At 28.2% G+C, this 2,172-nt stretch carries 2 protein-coding genes; both read left to right on the top strand.

The window, feature by feature from the left end:
- Positions 1–998, top strand: a 998-nt coding sequence (locus tag VK998_RS02095) for an HD-GYP domain-containing protein (RefSeq protein ID WP_325224947.1), incomplete at its 5' end; no start/stop codon positions are given.
- A 13-nt stretch (positions 999–1,011) separates the two neighbouring features.
- Positions 1,012–2,106, top strand: coding sequence for a DnaD domain protein (locus VK998_RS02090; protein WP_325224945.1), 1,095 nt, complete (start codon positions 1,012–1,014; stop codon positions 2,104–2,106).
- The last annotated feature ends 66 nt before the right edge of the window (positions 2,107–2,172 follow it).

Genomic DNA, 2,172 nt, shown 5'->3' with positions numbered 1-2,172 from the left:
TGTCTAACCATAGTGTTAGAGAAATACATTTTAGAGAAGATTTAAGAAAAGAGCATTGTTTTAATGGATATGAAATACTAGACAGGTTGCCGTTAAAGAAAAATATGAAAAAATATATATTATACCATCATGAAGAATGGCAAGGGACGGGTCCTTATGGTCTAAAAGGAGACCAAATTCCATTAGCTGCACAAATAATACATTTAGCAGATTACTTTGAATTATTTTTTATAAGAAAAATTGAAAGTGAAATGCAATATAAGGATTTAGACCAGATATATAAATGGTTAGATAGATATAAACATAAGTTGTTTAATAGTGAAATATGTGAAGCTTTTTCTAAAGTTGTTTTAAAAGAAAAATTTTGGCTTGATTTAATGCCTACTAATCTAGACCAAGCTCTCCAAATAATTGAACCAGACGAGGATATATCTATAGGTATATATGAGTTGCATAAAATATCAGAAGCTTTTTCTATGTTGATAGACGCTAAAAGTAAATTTACATATGAACATTCAAAAGAAATTTCAAAGATTACAAGTAATTTTGCTACATATTTAGGATATAATCCTTTAATGATAGAAAAATTAACTATTGCAGCTAATTTACATGATATTGGGAAATTTGTTGTTCCTTTAAATATACTAGAAAAACCAGGGAAACTAAATTCGTTAGAATATGAAATTATTAAATCTCATGTTTATTATACAAAATTGATATTAAAGCAAGTAGATGGTATAGAGGATATAGCAGAATGGGCTGGGAATCACCATGAGAAATTAAATGGGAAAGGATACCCAGAAAAATTAAATGAACAGACTTTAACCAAAGAGGATCAAATCATAACTTTTGCAGATATATACCAGGCTTTGACGGAAGATAGACCTTATAGAAAAGGAATGAAACCAAAGGAAGCTATTTCTATAATGGAAAGTATGGCAAACAAGGGTGAAATCTGCAATAATATGTTGTCGGATTTCAAACAGTTAGTATTATAATAGAGGTGGAAATATGAGTTTTATAATTGAAACTACAGATATTGATCTAGGCGATACGCCAATAGAAAATATCTTTATAAATGATTTTATGCCTATGGGAAATGGCACCTATGTAAAGGTATATCTATTAGGATATAAATATGCCTATGATAGAGATGGAAAAATTGAAGTAGACAATAAAACTATAGCTAAACATTTGGATATACCTTTATCAGATGTACTCAATGCTTGGGATTTTTGGGAACAGAAAGGGATAATTGAAAAAATATTTATAGACAAGGATAATAAATTTAATTATAAAGTTAAATTTTTAAATTTAAAGCAATTATATATAAAAAATAATTACAAACCAATTAATATGGGAGAAGAGATGGCGACTAAATCTTATACATGTTCCGTAGAAGATTTAGTAGATGCTAATCAGATACCTGCTATTAATGAAATGTTTAATCAAATTGATTATATTATGAGAAGGCAGTTGGTACCTAATGAAAAACAAAAAATATTAGAATGGATATATAATTATAATATGAATCCAGATATTATTGTAAAAGCATTTTTTTATGGCATAGAAAAAAAGGGAAAAAGAAATATCAACTATATAGGAGGTATTATAAGAAACTGGTATGATCAAGGAATAACGAATGTAGAAGCTTTACAAGAACATTTCAAAGAAACCGATGACAAATATTTTAGATATGAACAAGTGATGAAGTATTTAGGATATGGGAAAAGGCTGCCTAGTGTAGGAGAAATGAAGGTTATCGATAAATGGTTCGAAGAATATAAATTCACTATGGAAATAGTTCTTAGAGGATGTGAAAACTCTAAAAAGACTTCTAATCCTAGCATTAACTATATAGATGGAATTTTGACATCTTGGCATCATAAAGGGATTAAAACAGTAGATGAAATAGAAGAAAAGGATAGACCTCCTGAAAGAAAAGACCATAAATATAATAAATCAGAAAAAAAACCAAGACCAACAAAAACTAAATTTCATAATTTTGAACAGAGAACCTCTAATTATACTGCTGAACAATTAGAGGAAATTGCACGAAGGAAGCGTGAAGAATACTATTTTAAAACAAAAGGAGAAAGTAAGTAATGTATAGTCAAATATTAAGGGATATATTAATAGAATATGAAAAGAAAAGGGATAAAGCTATTTATG

It is taken from the genome of Schnuerera sp. (assembly GCF_035459645.1).
In the GTDB taxonomy this organism is placed as follows: Bacteria; Bacillota; Clostridia; order Tissierellales; family Tepidimicrobiaceae; genus Schnuerera.
Note: the sequence above shows the minus strand (reverse complement) of the source record. Positions and strands in the feature narration are given on the sequence as shown.

Coding starts and splice junctions, on each gene's coding strand:
- VK998_RS02090 (WP_325224945.1), top strand. CDS start 1,012: ATGAGTTTTATAATTGAAACTACAGATATTGATCTAGGCGATACGCCA.